This is a genomic window from Mesorhizobium sp. B2-6-4 (genome assembly GCF_006441495.1).
Taxonomy (GTDB): domain Bacteria; phylum Pseudomonadota; class Alphaproteobacteria; order Rhizobiales; family Rhizobiaceae; genus Mesorhizobium.
Window position 1 is genome coordinate 40,644 of sequence record NZ_VFUE01000019.1, and the last position, 15,988, is coordinate 56,631.

Genomic DNA, 15,988 nt, shown 5'->3' on the forward strand with positions numbered 1-15,988 from the left:
GCAGCCTCCGCAAGAGGTCTGACACTCCCTCCGGGAACGGCTGGGCTAAGCCAATCAACCATGATTCCTTCACAGCTAACTGTATTTCCACCGTAAATTTCGTACGTGAACGGACAGCAGAGAAATCAGGGACAGCGCCATGCGCAGCTTTTTCGCAATCGGGCCCTTGCGCCAATGCTTCATGTTGTCATAACGTCATCGTGATCGCTAGCCTGAGGGAGGATGAGGATGTCTCTTGCCTGGACTTCGAAACTGGCTCTGGCCGCGAGCCTGGCCATCCTGCCCGCCAGCGGCTGGGCGCAGTCGGTCAACATCTCCTATCTCACCCATTGGTCGCCGGAGACGGTCGCATTGCTGGAAGCGGCGGCCAAGGACTATGCGAAGACAAATCCAGATGTCAGCGTCACCGTGCGCGCCGTTCCCTTCGGCGATCTCCTGACCACGCTGCGCTCCCAGGGCGGCGGCGCGGACGGTCCCACGATCGGCGGCATCTACGATCTCTGGTTGCCTGAGCTCGCCCGCGACAAGCTCGTCGCGCCCGCCCCCGACCCTGTCGCCGAAGAGGTCAAGGGAGCATGGCCCGCTGGCGTGGTGAGCGCCGCGTCGGTCGGCGGCAAGCTCTACGGCATTCCCAACGAGATCGACGTCTACGCGCTGAACTACAACAAGGCACTGTTCAAGCAGGCCGGCATTACTGCTGCGCCGAAGACCTGGGACGCGTTCAAGGAGGCGGCGAAGAAGCTGACCAACAAGGATGCCGGCCAGCAGGGTTTCGGCATGATCAATTCCTGGGCGGCGGGCGTCGTCCACCCCTTCGCCTCGCTGCTGGTCTCCAATGGCGGCGACCTGGTCAAGGACGGCAAGCCGGCGCTGGACACTCCGCAGGCCGCGCAGACCTTCCAGCTCTATGAGGATCTCATCAAATCGGGCGCCAGCGTGCCGGCCATGGCGACGGCAGACGCCAACACCACCGGCCCCTTCCTCGACAATTTCGTCTCCGGCAAGACCGGCATGATCATCATGGCCAATTGGTGGGAAAGCGCGCTGAAGGCAGGCATGGGCGACAGGTTCGCGGATATCGCCACCGCACCAATCCCCGTCGGCCCGAGCGGCGACAAGCCGCATTCGATCTCCTATTCCTGGATGACCGTGGTCAACGGCAATGCCGGCGAGGCCGAGCAGAAGGCCGCATGGGAATTCCTGGCCTGGCTCAACAATCCGAAATCCGGCAAGAACGGCGCCTCGGCGATGTCCGACATATTGATGTCGATGGGCATCCTGCCCTCGCGCTCCTCCGATATCGAGGCCCACAAGGACAAGCTCGGCTCGGAATTCCTGTCGGGCTATGTCAGCGTGCTGGCCGACGCCAAGCCCTTCCCGGTCGTGCCGGGCGGACAGGAGTTCTCGGAATCCCTGCAGCAGACGCTGGAGGCGTTGCAGTACGGCCAGGTCTCGGCCAAGGATGCGCAGGCGACGGCGCAAGCGGACGCCGCCTCGATCCTGGAGCGCGCCGCCAAGTAGACCGAACCATGATCAACAGGTACCGTGCCTCGGCGGGCATCATGCTGGCGCCCGCCGTGACGCTGATCGGCATCTTCATCCTGTTGCCGATGCTGCTCACCGTCTGGCTATCCTTCCAGGACTGGTCGACGCAGACGCCTTTTTCCAATGCGGCCTTCATCGGCTTCGACAATTTTCGCGAGATTTTCGGCGCCTCATCGGTCGGACGCGACTTCAAGGGCGCGTTGATCAACACCTCCATCTACACCGCGCTTTCCGTCATCCTCATCCTGCCGCTCTCGGTCGCCTTCGGGCTGATGGTCCACCAGCACGATGTTGGCGGCGGCACGGCGCTGCGGACCGTGCTGTTTTCCACCTATATGGTACCGATGATCGCGGTGGCGCTGGTGTGGTCGAAACTCTATTCGCCTGGTGAAGGGCCGCTGAATCAGATGCTCGGCCTGATCGGCGTCGGCCCGCAGCCCTTTTTGTCGTCCCCGCGCTCGGCGCTGATCTCGATCGTCCTGCTCAACGTGTGGCAGCAGGTCGGCTATTTCACGGTGCTGGCGATTGCGGGGCTGACCCAGATTTCCGGCAGCCTCTACGAGGCGGCAAAACTCGACGGCGCCAACCGGTTCGAGCAGTTCCGCTTCATCACCTTGCCGTTGCTGCGGCGCACACTCCTGTTCAGCGCGGTGATCGCCATCATCAACGCCGTGCAGGTGTTCGAGCCGGTGGCGCTGATCACGCAGGGCGGGCCGGTCGGCTCGACCAATGTCTTGACCTATCACATACGCCGCGTCGGCATCGAGCGCGCGCAGGGCGGACTGGGTTCGGCCATGGCCGTCATGCTGATGCTGTCGCTGATCGTCGTGGTCTGCGCTCTGTTCGCCTTTGCCAACCGGAAGGATCAGGAATGAGCGCGGGATCGTCGAGCCGGTTGCCGCGCAGACGCCCCGCCGGCCGCAAGGCGCTGCTGGCCACGCTCATGCTGCTCGTGGCCGTGGCGTCGGCCTTTCCGCTGGTTTGGATGGTTCTGTCCAGTCTCAAGACTCCGGCCGAGAGCATGCAGGTGCCGCCGGTGTGGATCCCGCACACGCCGAGCCTCGACGCCTACGGGAAAGTTTCGGGCGTGGTCAATGTCGGCCGTTCTATGTGGAATTCCCTGGTCATCGCCTCGATCACCACAGCCGGTATCCTCATCACCAGCATGATGGCCGGCTACGCCTTCGCCAAATACCACTTCCCCGGCCGCTCGCTTTTGTTCTCGGTGCTGATCGCGACCATGTTCCTGCCGCCGATCGTGACGCTGATCCCGCTCTATCGCCTCGTCGGCTCGATCGGCCTCAATGCCAGCCTCGCCGGCATCATCGTGCCCAACCTCGCCAATGCCTTCGGTATCTTCCTGATGCGCCAGTTCATTGCAAGCGTGCCTGACGATCTGATCGACGCTGCGCGCATGGACGGCGCCTCCGAACTGCTGATCCTGTTCAAGATCGTGGCGCCCAGCGTGGCGCCGGCGATCGCGGCATTGGCGCTGTTTGCCTTCGTCTATCACTGGAACAGCTATCTGTGGCCGCTGACCGTGCTGCAAGGCAACGCCGACGCCTATCCGATCGTCATCAGCCTCAGCCGGCTGTTGAGTTACAACAGAGGCGCCGTCAACACCGGGTTGGTGATGGCCGGCGCGACGCTTGCCGTGCTGCCGCCGCTCATCCTCTTCGTCCTGCTGCAGCGCTTTTTCGTCGATTCCATCGTCGGCTCGGCGATCAAGGGGTAGCCGCGCTCAAAGGTTTCTGCCCCGGAGGAGGCGACGCGACAAAATCGCGGATCAGCGCGACCACCGCCTCCGGCTGTTCGATGCAGGGAATATGGCCGGCATTAGGAATGATTTCAAAGCGGGCGCCGGGGATCAGCGCTGCCAGCGAGCGGACGAGATCGGGCGGTGTCGAGCCGTCCTGGTCGCCGACCATGCAAAGTGTCGGCACCGCGATACGCCGCGCGGCCTCGGTGAGGTCGGCGTCGCGGACCGCCATGCATGTCCCGATGTAACCCGGCAGCGCCTGCCTGGTCAGCATATTGCGGCAACCGGCAAGGTCGGCCGCACGCGCGGCATGGAAGCCGGGCGTGAACCATGCTTCCATCACACCGTCGGCTATCGCCTCGATCCCGTCGCGCTCGACGGTGGCGATACGCTTATTCCAGCTCTCGTCCGTGCCGATCTTGTGCGCCGTGTCGGACAGGATCAGAGCCTCAACGCAGCTGGGATGACGGGTATAGAGCCGCTGCGCGATCAAGCCACCGACCGACAGGCCGAACAGCACGACCCTGCCGAGATCGAAATGATCGATGAGGCCCAGGAGATCGTCGACATGATCATCGATCGACCGGATGCCGCTGCCGATATCGGAAAGTCCGTGGCCGCGCTTGTCGTAGACCAGCAGAGGCATGTCACCGCTTAATTGCGAGATGACATCGTCCCAGATGCGCAAATCGGTACCCAGCGAATTGATGAAGATCACCGGCCGCGCGGTGCCGGTCGCCTCGACATAGCGGTGGTGCAGCGCAAGGCCGCCAATGGTGACGAACGGCACGATTTCGACCCTCCCGGCTCCCACAGTGCATGAGGCATCTGGTTGGGTAAAATGATATTTTGAGGCATCGTTGTAGGACATCGGCCGTTCTGGCACACCGGTCTTGCGCGAACCACAATGACGGACGACCAATGACAGACCGCCGCAACGTCCTTTTCATCATGTGCGACCAGCTGCGCTTCGACTATTTGAGCTGCGCCGGACACCAGACCCTGCACACGCCGAATATCGACCGGCTGGCCAGCCGCGGCGTGCGCTTCACCAACGCCTATGTGCAATCGACCGTGTGCGGGCCCTCGCGCATGAGTGCCTATACAGGCCGCTATGTCCGCTCGCACGGATCGACGCTTAACGGCGTGCCGCTCAGGGTCGGCGAGCCTACGCTCGGCGAGCATCTGCGCGAGATCGGCGTGCGCTGCGCGCTGATCGGCAAGACGCATATGAGGGCCGACGAGGAAGGCATGGAGCGCCTCGGCATCGACAAGACGTCCATCATCGGCGTGCGCGTCGCCGAATGCGGCTTCGAACCGTTCGAGCGCGACGACGGGTTGCATCCGTCATCCGCCTACGATCCCGATCCGGCCTATGACCAATATCTGCGCGAGCACGGCTTCGACGCCGCCAATCCGTGGGAGCACTGGGCCAATTCCGGTGAAGGCGAGGATGGCGAAAATTTCAACGGCTGGCTGCTCGTCCATGCCGACAAGCCGGCGCGCATTCCCGAGGAGCATTCGGAAACACCCTACATGACGCGCCGCGCCATGCGCTTCATCGAGGAGGCCGAGGCAAGGGGCGAAGCCTGGTGCGCGCATCTCTCCTACATCAAGCCGCACTGGCCCTACATCGTGCCGGCGCCCTATCACGACATGTACGGCAAGGCCGACATAAAGCCGGTCGTGCGCAGCGAAGCAGAACGCGTCTCGCCCCACCCGATCTTCGAAGCCTTCCAGCAGGAGCGCTATTCCAGGAACTTCTCCCGCGACGAGGTCCGCGAAAGGGTCATTCCCTGCTATATGGGCCTGATCAGGCAGATCGACGATCAATTGGGCAGATTGTTCGAGTTCATGGAGGAGCGCGGTCTGTTCGACAACACGCTGATCGTGTTCACCTCCGACCACGGCGATTATCTCGGCGACCATTGGCTGGGCGAAAAATACCTGTTCCACGATGTCGCGGCCAAGGTGCCGATGATCGTCTACGATCCGCGCCGGCAGGCCGACGCGACGCGCGGCACTACGTCGGAGGCGCTGGTGGAGATGATCGACCTCGCGCCCACCTTCCTCGACTTCTTCGGCGGCAAGGCGAAGCCGCACGTTCTCGAGGGCCGGTCGCTGGCGCCGCTGCTGGCCGGCCAGGACGTGAACTGGCGGCGCCACGCGGTGAGCGAGTACGACTATGGCGGCGATGCCGCGCGGCTGAAGCTCGGTATGCCGGTCGCCGACTGCAAGCTCTACATGATCACCGACGGCCGCTTCAAACTGGTCCATGGCGAGGGCCTGGCGCCGATGTTCTTCGATCTGAACGGCGATCCGGACGAACTGCGCGATCTCGGCACCGAAGCATCGGCGGCGGCCGACATCGAACGACTACGGCAGGCGCTGTTCCGCTGGCTGGCGCTGCCCAACAACCGCATCACCGCCGCCGAGGAATGGCTGACGGGAAACGACGACAAGCTGCGGCACTTCGATCCGTTGATCGAGCCCGGCGTGCTGATCGGCTACTGGGACGAGGCCGAGCTCGCCGAACAGCGCGAAAGACGCAGGCGCTGGCTGTCACGCGGGTCGGGAGAATGAAGCCCGCAGCCCTTGTTGTGGACGACATGAATTTCAGAGCGCAAGGCCAAGGCAGGTTGCGAGCAGTCCGGCATCGAGCGATCGGTGCCGGACTGCCTGATGTGGCGGCCTATTGGAGCTTCGCCTGCAGGGCGTTGACGTCGTCCGTGGTCATTTCACCGTCGGTCGTTACCTTGCCGTCGACGATCTTCCATAAGCGGAACGGACCGGTGATGTCGCCATATTTGTCGAAGGCGACCGGGCCGATTACACCTTCGTAGCGGATCGGCTTGCCGTCCTTGATCAATCCGAGCGCCTTGGCGAATTCTTCCTTGCCAGCAAAGATGGGCGCGCCGGCCGGATCGACCGCCTTGTACATGGCGTCCTTGATCTTGGCCGGATCCTCTGAGCCGGCGATGGCGATTGCCAGGCCGACGATGGCGCCGGCATCATAGGAACGGTCGGCCGCGGGATTGGACGGTTCGATGCCCGAAAACGCCTTGTAGTTCTTGGTGAAGTAGTCGGTGGAGGCGGTCGGGCTGGTGCCGGACGAGGTGCCATAGGCCTCCTTGAGATAGTCGGCGCCGACGGACTCGATGAAGTCCGGGCTGTTCATGCCGTCATTGAGCAGGAATTTCTGCACGCCCCCTTGCGAAATCCAGGTGCGGGCGACGGTGGCGCCGTCGACCGGCGTGCTGACGAGATAAAGCCCGTCGGGCTCGCCGGCCATGGCCGCCGTCACTTCCGAGGCATAGCTCGACTGCTTCTCATTATAGGGCGTGTCGGAGACGACGGTGCCGCCGAGCGCTTTGTAGGCGCGGGAGAATTCGGCCACCATGTTGACGCCGAAATCATTGTTGACATGGATGATCGACAGCTTCTTGAAGCCCTTGTCGATGGCGTATTTCGCGGCGGCCACGCCTTGCAGCGCATCGGAGGTGATGGTGCGGAAGAAGATGCCGTTGGTCTTGCCATCGCGCCCGAGTGCGGTCAGCGTCGGCGAGGACGAAGCCGGCGAGACCTGCACGATCTTGGCCGGGGCGGTGACCGAGGTCAGGATCGGGATCGACACCGAGGAGATGATGCCGCCGATGATCACCGGCACCTTCTTGACCTGAACCAACTGGGTCGCCGCATCGACGGCGATATTGCCCTGGCTCTGACTATCACGCGTGTCGGTCACCAGATCGCAGCCGCGAACGCCGCCGGCGTCGTTGATGTCGCGGAAGGCCATCTCGACCGATTTTGCGCCGGCCTGGCCGTATTCACCGGCCGGTCCGGTCAATTCCATGACCAGGCCGACCGTGATCTTGCAGTCGGCGGCATGTGCCGTGCCGGCGATCGTCACGAGAGCGAGCGCGGTGGTGAGTTGGAGTATCGTCTTTCTCATTGTTGTTCCCCTTGAGCTACACGAATTGAGTTACACGAACCAAATTTCACGTCTGGAGCCTGTTCAGCTTTCCGGCATCTGCAGCCAGGTTTCATGCAGATGTCGCCATTCGACGCCGTTGGGCGCCGATGGATTGGTGGTGAAGAGCGCACTCGACTGACGGCGGCTATGCTTGCCGCCTCGCAACTGCGCCTCGACATAGAGCACGACGATCGCGTCGCCGGTTTGCCAGCCCGGCCGGATGTCCTCGATCGAGATGGCGAAGGCTTCGTCGCAGGAAGCGCGGCTTGCGCGGACATGGTCGACCACCGCATCGCGATCGAGGACCGTGCCGTCAGGCGTGACCATGGCCAGGCCTTCGCCCATGACGCGTTCGAAGCGGCTGAAATCGGCCTTGCCGGCGCGCGATGCGACGAACCAGTCGACGAAGAAGCGATGCAACTCGACGATTTCGGTGCTGGCCCGCGAAAACAGCCTTTCGGTGGTGGCGCTCATGGCCGGGCCGCGTTGAGATTGTAGTGCATGATCGAGCCGTGGCGGCCGTGACGATCGCGCTCCAGCGTGTAGACGTCGCCGAGGGGACCGCGGCTCTGGGCGATCACGGCGCCGATCTCTGCCCGATCCTCAGTCCCGAGCGCGACATCCATGATCTTCGCATTGGCCAGCGCATGCGCCTGGTTGCGGGCGCCGACGATGACGGCCGCCACTTGCGGCTGCTCGAGCACCCAGGCGCTGGCGACAGTGGCGATGTCGACGCCGTGGCGGTCGCCGATCCGCTTCAGCACCCTGAGCAGGGCCTGGAAGAGCTCCCAGCCGCCGAAATCGTCTATGATCAGCTTGTATTTGACCAGCGAGCGGTTTTCGAGCGGCATGTCCGGTTCGGCGACGCCGAGCCATCTGTCGCCGAGAAAGCCGCCGGCCACCGAACCGTAGCAGAGAAAACTGACGCCGTTGCGTGCCGCGAGCGCGGCGAGGCTCGCCGCCGGACGCTGGTCGAGGACGGAGTATTGCAGTTGCTGGCTGACGACTGGCACGCCGGCCGACAGGATCTCGCCAAGGCGCTGCGTATCGAAATTGGTGGTGCCGACATTGCGCACCTTGCCTTCCAGCCGTAGCTCGTCGAGCCAACCCATCGCGTCGACATAGCGAGGCACTGAATAGTCCCACCAGTGGAACTGCACGAGGTCGAGCCGTTCGGTCTTCAGCCGGCGCAGAGACTGGTCGACGATGCCTCTGATGTAGTCGCGGCTGATGCCGGCGAGCCGCTCGAGGTCCGGCACCAGCTTGGTGTGCACTCTCATCCTGGCGGCGGCATCGAGACCACGTTCGTTGGCCAGACGCAGCCGCGCCGCTCCGATCAGTTCCTCGACGCCGGTGTAGATATCGGCGCAGTCATAGGTCCAGATGCCGGCGTCGAACGTGGCGATCAGGTCAGATACTGCCTGCTGACGGTCGACCGCGCCGTGGCCGCCGGCCAACTGCCAGCCACCGCGAATGACGCGCGAGATTGTGTAGCCGGGGCTGAGTTCGAAAGTCTTGGCGGTCATCTCTGCTCACTCTCCTTCGGCAGCGGCACCGCCGTGGTCTCGGCGTGGCTGAACCGCCGTTTGCCGGTCCTGACGATCCTGAGCCTGCTGGCGCAATTGGGATCGGGACAGGCGATCTCGGCATCCGAGGTCATCCAGTCATTGGCATGGGTGGGGCGCTGCTTCGCCGCCAGCAGCGGCAGCACGGCCGCTATGGAATAGATCGAAAATCCCTGGCCCACCGGCATCGACAGCATCTCGCCTTTCAGCTCGAAATAGTCGCCGGGCCTGGCGCCGCAATACACCGGCTTGCCCTCGGGGACGACAGCCTCGACGCGGAGGTCGAAAAGTTCGAAGCTGTCGTCGCGTTCAGCCATTTCAGCTCTCCAGCCGCGCGAAGGTGACGTCGCAGGCGCCATTGCGGCGAATGATGCCGCAGGCAGAAGCGAACTGATCGCGTTGCTCGGGCAGCACCTGCGCAACGACGCTTCCCGCCAGCCAGCCGATCGGAAACAGCAGGCGCGCGCCTTGCCCGTAGAACAGGCCGATGTCGAAGATCGCATGCGGGTTGCCGCCCCACATGCGCGGCGGCACATAGGAAAGCACGATGTCGCCGGGCTGCGGCGTCAGCGTCGCGTTCTCCGCCGGCAAGGCCTGGGCAAAGGCCTCGCCGTCCAGATGCGCCGCGGGGATCGGACAGGAGATTTCCGGGCCGGTCCACATGGCATGAATGCCCGCGACGACGCGCGGCTCGGCCAGGTAAGACCACAGGAACGTTGCGTTCTCTGGCGCTTTTTCCGGCAGCAACTGCGCCGTCACCGACAGCTCGGAATGCGGCTCGGTGATCCTGATGATGCGTCTGGTCATATCAGGCATTCACTCCGCCTTTGCCGTCAACTTCAGCTTGTCGCGCAGGAAAGCGAAAGGGCGGCTGATGTCGGCCACCAGCGCCTCGCGTGCGGCCTGGGCATCCTGCGCCGCAAGCGCGGCGACGATGCTGCGATGATAATGGGCGGTGTCGACCTCGCCGGCCTCGGAAAAGGCATAGATTGCAACTCGGATGCATGGTCCCGACTGCAGCCAGAGGCTCTCGATCATCGGGATCAGCACGGCGGAACCGCAGGCGCGATAGATTTCGAAATGAAAGCTCTGATTGAGCGTCACCTCGCGGTCGACATCCTTCTTGTGCTTCAGCGCCCGCATCTCGTCCCATTCACCGAGAATGGTTTCGATGGTGGCGATCTGACGCGGATCCATGCGCGCGGCGGCAAGCGCGATTGCCTCGCCTTCGATCAGGGCACGGGCGCGCAGGAGGTCGTCGATGCGTTCCAGCGTGATCGGCGGCACCCGCACCGAGCGGTTTGGAAGCGCTTCCAGCGCCTTTTCCGTGATCAGCCGCCCAAGCGCCTCGCGCACCGGCATGGTAGACGTGACCAGCGCATCGGCAAGGCCGCGTATGGTCAGAACCTGGCTCGGCTCGAAGAGACCGCCAATCAGCGCCCGGCGCAATTCGGAATAGACGCGGTCCTGCACCGTCTCGCGGCCGACCGGCGCGAGTTGCGCGGCGATGACCTCGTTGGTGCGCTCGACAGCAGCCCTTTGCATGGCGTTCCCGATCTTGGCCTTTTCGACGGCCTGGCCTGTTTTCGGCTTGCGGAGAAAATTAAAGCTGATTAGCGTGATCAAAGCAAGTGTGATCACAAATCAAAAAATCAGAAAGCGGCAAAGATCGCTTCGGCCAGAGGGCTTGATGAACGACACGGCGAAACGGCATGGGACGGAGACCCAGGCGCCGGTTCTGGCAGCAAAGAACGTCGTGCGGCGTTTCGGCGGCCTTGTCGCCGTCAACGATGTTTCGTTCGAGGTCCGCCCGGGCGAGATCCTCGGCCTGATCGGCCCCAACGGCGCCGGCAAGACGACGATGTTCGACCTGCTCGCCGGCAGCATCCTGCCTACAAGCGGCGAGATACGTCTCAACGGGGCGCTCGTTTCCGGCGAAGCAGCGCACCTGCGCATTGGCCGCGGTCTTGGGCGCACCTTTCAGATTCCACGGCCCTTGCCCAATCTCACGCTGATCGAAAACGTCATGCTCGCCGCGCAACGTCAGGCAGGGGAGCGGCTGCTCGCCAATTTCCTGATCCCGTGGCGGGTCGCCGCCGAAGAGAAGGCAGCCGCCGAGAAGGCTGCCGAACTGCTTGAACTCGTCTCGCTCACCCGGCTGGCGCACGAACCGGCGCGGGTGCTTTCGGGCGGCCAGCGCAAACTGCTCGAACTTGCCCGTGTGATGATGGCCGACCCGGCGATCATCCTGCTCGACGAGCCCGCGGCCGGCGTCAACGCCACGCTGCTCGAAGTCATCATCGACCGCATCCGCGACATCAACAGAAGCGGCATCACCTTTCTTCTGATCGAGCACAACATCGACATGGTGACGCGGCTTTGCCATCGCGTCCTGGTGATGGCGGGCGGCGAGCTTCTGTGCGAAGGCACGGCCGACGAGGTGGCGTGCGATCCGCGCGTGATAGAGGCTTATCTCGGGGGCGCGGCGTGACCGGCACCGTGCTTGACGTCCGCAACCTCGAAGCCGGCTACGAACCCGGCGTGCCGATCGTGCGCGGTGCCTCGATCACGGTGAGGAAGGGCGAAATCGTCGTCGTTCTCGGCCCCAACGGCGCCGGCAAGTCGAGCCTGATCAAGGCAATTGCCGGTCTCGTCCCGGTCACCGGCGGCACCGTTCTCCTCGACGGCAAGGATATCACCACCGCACCGGCCCACACCATGGTGCGGCTAGGGCTCGCCTTCGTGCCACAGACGGAGAACGTGTTTCCACTGATGTCGGTCGACGACAATCTCAGGGTTGCCTGCGGCATCATCGAGCGCCGCGGGGTTCCCGCCCGCATCGACGAGATGTACGCGACCTTCCCCGACCTGGCGCGCCAGCGCCGCATCGCCGCCGGCAATCTGTCGGGCGGGCAACGCCAGATGCTGGCCGTGGCGCGGGCGCTGATCGTCCACCCCAAGGTGCTGGTGCTGGACGAGCCGTCGGCCGGCCTGTCGCCGAAATTCGTCTCGATGGTGTTCGAGATGCTGGCCGGCATCCGCAAGTCCGGCGTCACCATCCTTCTCGTCGAACAGAACGCCAAGGCGGCGCTCGCCATCGGCGACCGCGCCTATGTGCTGGTCGAAGGCAAGGACCGGCACGAGGGCATCGCCGCTGAATTGTGGAGCGATCCGGTGGTCGCCGAGCTCTATCTTGGCCAGCGCCCGGACAGTGCCGGCAAGGCCGCGCCTTCAGGCAAGGGAAGTGCGGCATGAACCTGCAATTCATCGTCGACGGATTGCTGACCGGCTCGATGATAGGCCTCGGCGCCATCGGCGTGACGCTGACCTATTCGATCCTGCGCTTCTCGAACTTCGCCCATGGCGACTTCATGGCCTGGGGCACCTATGCGACGCTGGCCGTCGTAGGCGCCATCGGCGCCACGATCGGCAAGGTGGCGCCGATCGCCCCGCTTTCCTTCGGCTGGCCGCTCATCGTCGCATTGGTCATTGGCATGGCATTCACCGCCCTGCTGGCGCTGCTGCTCGACAAGGTGCTGTTCGCGCGGCTGCGCTCTCAGGGCCAGGCCATCATCGTGGTGATGGCAAGCTTCGGCGCCTCGATGGCGCTGCGAAGCCTGCTCGAGTTCACCTTCACCTCACGCCCGACCTATTTCAGCCGCGCCATCCAGATCGCCATGCCGGTCGGCTTCGGCATCCGCATCACGCCCGACCAGATCGCGCTTTTGCTGCTGACGGCGATTCTGGTGTTGGGCGTACACCTGTTGATGACGCGCACGCAGACCGGCCGGTCCATGCAGGCCCTGAGCCAGAATGCGGCCCTTGCCCGCGTCGTCGGCATCGATGTCGCCAAGGTGGTGCGTGTCACCTGGGTCCTCGGCGCAGCGCTTGCCTGCGTCGCCGGCGTGATGATCGGCATCCTGGTGCAGATCCGCCCATTCATGGGCTTCGACATGCTGCTGCCGATGTTCGCGGCCGCCATTCTGGGCGGCATCGGCAGCATCCCGGGCGCCGTGCTCGGCGGGTTGATCATCGGGCTCGCCGAAGCGGGCGCCGTGCAACTGATCGGCGCCGAATGGCGCGCCGCGGTCTCCTTCATCATCTTGATGGCGGTGCTGTTCGTGCGGCCGATCGGCCTTTTTGGTGTGAAGGAACGCTGATGGACCTGCTCGGCTATGGCGCTTTCTTCCTGACCACGGCGCTGATCTTTTCGTTGGTCACGCTGGGGCTCAATCTGCAATGGGGGCTGACTGGGCTCTTCAATGTCGGGCTCGCCGGCTTCGTCGCCATCGGCGCCTATACATCGGCGCTGCTGACGACGCCGGACGATGCCGCGCGTCTGGGCGGTTTTGGGCTACCGATCCTGGCCGGCTGGGTCGGCGCCATGGTCGTCGGCGGCATCGCCGCGGCCCTGACGGGCATCGCCACGTTGCGGCTCAGATCCGACTACCTTGCCATCACCACCTTCGGCGTCGCCGTGGTCGTGCAACTGGTCGCGCTTAATGCGCAGAAACTGACCGGCGGTCCGTTCGGCATCGGCTTCATCCCGCGCCCTTTCGGCAGCCTCGCCGAGACGCCGCTGCTGTTCAACCTGTCGAACCTTGCCGTCGTCTCGGCGGTCACGCTGGTCGCCTATCTGGCGCTGGAGCACCTGTCTCGCAGCCCGTGGGGCCGGGTGCTGAAGGCGCTGCGGGAGGACGAGCGGGCGGCGATCTCGCTCGGCAAGAGCGCGCGCTTCTACCGTGTCCAGGCCTTTGCGGTCGGCGGCGCCATCATGGCGCTTGCGGGCGCCTTGCAGGCGCATTTCACCGGCTTCATCGCGCCGGACAATTACCTGCCGATCCTGACCTTCCAGGTCTGGGTGATGCTGATCGTCGGCGGCTCGGGCAGCAATGCCGGTGCCGTCATCGGCAGCATCCTGGTCTGGGGGATATGGGCCGGGTCGGGCACGCTGACCAGCGCGCTGTTCCCGCCGGAGCAACAGGCCCGCGCCGCATCCCTGCAGATCGTGGCAATCGGCGTCATGCTGTGCATCATCCTCCTGGTCCGCCCCAACGGACTGTTCGGGGAACGGCCGGGGCGGGCACGGCTCGGCAAGCGGGCGAAGGTGGCCGCCAGCGAGAGCGGCTCGTGACCGCAATGGCCCGGCAGGAAGCGCTTTCGCTTTGGCACGCGGTCAGCCGTGAGACCCGCCTCCGCCCGGCGCTGGAAGGCGAGCTCGATGTCGACCTTGCCATCGTCGGCGGCGGCTTCACCGGCCTTTCGACGGCCTTGCATGCCGCGGCCAGAGGTCTTTCGGTCGCCGTTCTCGAGGCCGAAACCATCGCCTGGGGCGCTACCGGCAGGAATGCCGGCTTCATCGTACCGAACTTCGCCAAAATGGATCCGGATGCGATAAAGGCCCATCTGGGCCCCGCGCGCGGCGAGAGGCTGATCGACTTCGCCGCTGGCAGCGCCGACCTGGTCTTCGGCCTGATCAGGCGGCACGACATCAAGTGCGACGCGGTGCAGAACGGTTGGATCCAGCCGGCACATTCCCCTGTCGCGCTCGAAAAGGTCAAATCACGCGCAGGGCAATGGGCGGAGCGCGGCCGGCCTGCCGTCGTGTTGGACCGGCAAGAAACGGAGGCGCTGACCGGCGCGCGCGGCTATGCCGGCGGCTGGATGGATCGTTCCGGAGGCGTGCTCAATCCGGTCGCCTATGCGCGCGGCCTGGCCGACGTGGCGGAAAAAGCCGGCGCGCGCCTGTTCGAGCACACGCGCGTCGCAGCGATCGACCCCATCGCGGACGGCTGGTCACTTAAGACGCAAACGGGTTCGGTGCGCACCGGAAAGGTGCTGATCGCCACCAATGCCTATGGCGGACGGCTCAATCCGGAGCTTCGGAAAAGTTATTTCCCGCTGAAAATCTTCCAAATCGCGACGGCGCCGCTGCCGCGCGAGGTGCGCAGCCGCCTGTTGCCCGGCGGGCAAGGCGTCGGCGACACGAGACGCAATCTCTTCACCTACCGCTTCGATGCCGAAAACCGGCTGATCAGCGGCGGCATGCATGTCTTGGGCCCGGGTGCGGATCGACGCCTGCCGCAGACGATCCGGCGGCGGCTGGCCCGGCATCTCGAGCTCCCGGACCTGCCGCCGCTCGCTTATGGCTGGTCGGGAATGGCTGCGGTCGAACCCGATTTCCTGCCCCACCTCATCGATCTCGGAGCGGGGCTGATCGCCGGTCGCGCCTGCAACGGCCGCGGCATCGCCATGACCACGGCCATGGGCAAGGTGCTTGCGGACTGGGCCGGTGGAGCCGACGCCCGCGATCTGCCACTGCCCTTTGGGCCGCCGTCGCCGATGCCGTTCCACAGCCTCTTGCGCTTCGCGCCGAACGCGCTGCTGCCGTGGAGTATGCTTCGCGACCGGCTGGACAAGACCGGATAGGCCGATCGCCGGGCCGCGACGGCATCGCGTCGTCATTCGGCCGCGCGAAGGTTCCCCGCCAGCACCGCCGCCGCCGTGGCGATGTCCTGTTCTATGGAGGTCCTGACGTCGGCGCCGTTGCGCTGCGCCAATGCCGCGACGATCTTGCGATGCGCCTCGTTCGACTGGGGTTTGTAGCGCTCAGCCTGCATCAGGAGCTTGAGATAGGGCCCAACCCGCCCCCAGAGGTCACGGATCATGTTGAGCAGGATCGGCGCGCCGGCATGCCGGTAGATGGCGAAGTGGAAGGCCTCGTTGAGCGAGAGATAGGCCCCGGCGTCGCCCGCCTCGATCGCGCGCTGCATGCCCGCCAGCGTGGCCTGTATGTCGACCAGCCCGTCTTCGGTGATGCGCGAGGCGGCCATCTCGCCCGCCAGCCCCTCCACCGCGACGCGGATGCGCGTCAGTTCCTCGAAGGCGGGGGCAGACAGCAAGGGCACGATGATCGAGCGGTTGTTCTGCAATTCCAGAAGCCGCTCGGCGACGAGCCGTTGCAGCGCCTCGCGGATCGGCGTCGTCGAAATGCCGAACGTCTCGGCAAGCTTGCGGATGACCAATGTCTGGCCCGGGCTGAAGCCGCCCGAAATCAGCTCCTGCTTGAGCGCGCCATAGGCGCGGTCGTTCAGGGTCTGATGTTCGAGCTTCAGCATGTCGATCGCCGCCCCCTTTCCTATCCCC

17 protein-coding genes are annotated in these 15,988 nt (G+C 64.6%); 9 read left to right on the forward strand and 8 right to left on the reverse strand.

The annotated features are described in order from the left end of the window. The first annotated feature begins 228 nt into the window (after positions 1–228). Genes FJ426_RS23720 through FJ426_RS23730 form a run of 3 tightly spaced genes read left to right on the forward strand, consistent with a single transcriptional unit; the run spans position 229 to position 3,280 of the window. Positions 229–1,521 carry a sugar ABC transporter substrate-binding protein gene (locus FJ426_RS23720; protein WP_140562043.1) on the forward strand — a complete coding sequence of 431 codons (1,293 nt, stop codon included), beginning with the start codon at positions 229–231 and terminating at the stop codon, positions 1,519–1,521. Positions 1,522–1,529: 8 nt separating this feature from the next. Then, positions 1,530–2,420 carry a sugar ABC transporter permease gene (locus FJ426_RS23725; RefSeq protein WP_140497682.1) on the forward strand — a complete coding sequence of 297 codons (891 nt, stop codon included), beginning with the start codon at positions 1,530–1,532 and terminating at the stop codon, positions 2,418–2,420. Further along, positions 2,417–3,280, forward strand: a complete 864-nt coding sequence (locus FJ426_RS23730) for a carbohydrate ABC transporter permease (protein ID WP_140497680.1) — start codon at positions 2,417–2,419, stop codon at positions 3,278–3,280. Before FJ426_RS23725 ends, FJ426_RS23730 begins: the two co-directional genes overlap by 4 nt. Here the strand turns inward: FJ426_RS23730 and pcaD are convergent. Then, positions 3,270–4,094 (reverse strand): 3-oxoadipate enol-lactonase, encoded by an 825-nt coding sequence (pcaD, locus tag FJ426_RS23735; protein WP_140520927.1) that lies wholly within the window; start codon positions 4,092–4,094, stop codon positions 3,270–3,272. The genes FJ426_RS23730 and pcaD overlap by 11 nt on opposite strands. A 131-nt stretch (positions 4,095–4,225) precedes the next feature. Between pcaD and FJ426_RS23740 the strand changes: the two genes are divergently transcribed. Then, positions 4,226–5,887, forward strand: coding sequence for an alkaline phosphatase family protein (locus FJ426_RS23740; RefSeq protein WP_140562041.1), 1,662 nt, complete (start codon positions 4,226–4,228; stop codon positions 5,885–5,887). Between the two features lie 109 nt (positions 5,888–5,996). Here the strand turns inward: FJ426_RS23740 and FJ426_RS23745 are convergent, their stop codons facing one another. The 6 genes from FJ426_RS23745 to FJ426_RS23770 all read right to left on the reverse strand — a co-directional run bounded on the left by FJ426_RS23745 (position 5,997) and on the right by FJ426_RS23770 (position 10,387). Further along, positions 5,997–7,256 (reverse strand): ABC transporter substrate-binding protein, encoded by a 1,260-nt coding sequence (locus FJ426_RS23745; protein ID WP_140562039.1) that lies wholly within the window; start codon positions 7,254–7,256, stop codon positions 5,997–5,999. A gap of 63 nt (positions 7,257–7,319) precedes the next feature. After that, on the reverse strand, positions 7,320–7,751 hold the full coding sequence (locus FJ426_RS23750) for a DUF4440 domain-containing protein (protein WP_140555557.1): 432 nt from the start codon (positions 7,749–7,751) through the stop codon (positions 7,320–7,322). Further along, positions 7,748–8,803 (reverse strand): aldo/keto reductase, encoded by a 1,056-nt coding sequence (locus FJ426_RS23755; protein ID WP_140562037.1) that lies wholly within the window; start codon positions 8,801–8,803, stop codon positions 7,748–7,750. The genes FJ426_RS23750 and FJ426_RS23755 overlap by 4 nt, the downstream gene beginning before the upstream one ends. Next, the gene (locus tag FJ426_RS23760) at positions 8,800–9,159 is read right to left on the reverse strand and encodes a TIGR04076 family protein (protein ID WP_140497668.1); all 360 of its coding nucleotides are present in this window, start codon (positions 9,157–9,159) and stop codon (positions 8,800–8,802) included. Before FJ426_RS23760 ends, FJ426_RS23755 begins: the two co-directional genes overlap by 4 nt. 1 nt (position 9,160) lies before the next feature. Further along, positions 9,161–9,658 carry a DUF3830 family protein gene (locus FJ426_RS23765; protein WP_246670979.1) on the reverse strand — a complete coding sequence of 166 codons (498 nt, stop codon included), beginning with the start codon at positions 9,656–9,658 and terminating at the stop codon, positions 9,161–9,163. Next, complete coding sequence (locus FJ426_RS23770) at positions 9,659–10,387, reverse strand: GntR family transcriptional regulator (RefSeq protein WP_140497664.1); 729 nt, start codon at positions 10,385–10,387, stop codon at positions 9,659–9,661. Positions 10,388–10,532: 145 nt separating this feature from the next. On the opposite strand from FJ426_RS23770, the gene FJ426_RS23775 reads away from it, so the two are divergent. From FJ426_RS23775 to FJ426_RS23795, 5 genes are read left to right on the forward strand one after another with little or no spacing between them, the layout of a single operon-like run. Continuing rightward, the gene (locus tag FJ426_RS23775) at positions 10,533–11,333 is read left to right on the forward strand and encodes an ABC transporter ATP-binding protein (protein WP_140562035.1); all 801 of its coding nucleotides are present in this window, start codon (positions 10,533–10,535) and stop codon (positions 11,331–11,333) included. Next, a complete protein-coding gene (locus FJ426_RS23780; protein ID WP_140562033.1) occupies positions 11,330–12,097 on the forward strand; it encodes an ABC transporter ATP-binding protein in 768 nt (255 codons plus the stop codon). Before FJ426_RS23775 ends, FJ426_RS23780 begins: the two co-directional genes overlap by 4 nt. Then, a complete protein-coding gene (locus tag FJ426_RS23785) occupies positions 12,094–13,002 on the forward strand; it encodes a branched-chain amino acid ABC transporter permease (RefSeq protein ID WP_140562031.1) in 909 nt (302 codons plus the stop codon). The genes FJ426_RS23780 and FJ426_RS23785 overlap by 4 nt, the downstream gene beginning before the upstream one ends. Beyond that, a complete protein-coding gene (locus FJ426_RS23790; protein WP_181172811.1) occupies positions 12,999–13,976 on the forward strand; it encodes a branched-chain amino acid ABC transporter permease in 978 nt (325 codons plus the stop codon). Before FJ426_RS23785 ends, FJ426_RS23790 begins: the two co-directional genes overlap by 4 nt. Continuing rightward, on the forward strand, positions 13,973–15,271 hold the full coding sequence (locus FJ426_RS23795; RefSeq protein ID WP_140562027.1) for an FAD-dependent oxidoreductase: 1,299 nt from the start codon (positions 13,973–13,975) through the stop codon (positions 15,269–15,271). The genes FJ426_RS23790 and FJ426_RS23795 overlap by 4 nt, the downstream gene beginning before the upstream one ends. Before the next feature lie 32 nt (positions 15,272–15,303). On the opposite strand, the gene FJ426_RS23800 is transcribed toward FJ426_RS23795, so the two are convergent. Further along, positions 15,304–15,960, reverse strand: coding sequence for a GntR family transcriptional regulator (locus FJ426_RS23800; RefSeq protein WP_140562025.1), 657 nt, complete (start codon positions 15,958–15,960; stop codon positions 15,304–15,306). Between the last annotated feature and the right edge of the window lie 28 nt (positions 15,961–15,988).